The organism is Paraburkholderia sp. SIMBA_030, assembly GCF_046535245.1.
Lineage (GTDB): Bacteria > Pseudomonadota > Gammaproteobacteria > Burkholderiales > Burkholderiaceae > Paraburkholderia.
This window is the reverse complement of the sequence record NZ_JAWRXB010000801.1, coordinates 1-263: the sequence shown is the minus strand read 5'-3', so window position 1 is coordinate 263 and position 263 is coordinate 1. Positions and strand designations below refer to the sequence as shown.

General features: G+C 63.5%; 1 protein-coding gene. It reads left to right on the top strand.

All coding sequences use genetic code 11. The annotated features are described in order from the left end of the window. Nucleotides 1-52: 52 nt before the first annotated feature. A partial coding sequence (locus SB772_RS42190; protein WP_410838798.1) for a helix-turn-helix domain-containing protein occupies nucleotides 53-263 on the top strand: 211 nt, incomplete at its 3' end.

Below are 263 nucleotides of genomic sequence, written 5' to 3'. Positions count from 1 at the left end.
CGGTGAACCTGACAAAGGGCACGCAGGAGGCAAGCGATCAGGGGGCTTTCGCATGCCGAATTCCAGCGTTATGAGCTCCGTCCGTACGGAGTTCCTGGCGGCGGTGGCCGAAGGGGTCGGCCCCTATGAAGTAGCCGAACACCTGGGCGTTCCCTTGGATACGGTCCGGCTCTGGTTGTCCAGGCTGGGAGAGCTCACCACGGGACTCCACGTCATCAGCGGCCCCAATTGCGGGAGCAGCAACGCAGTCGCCTTTGTGCCAG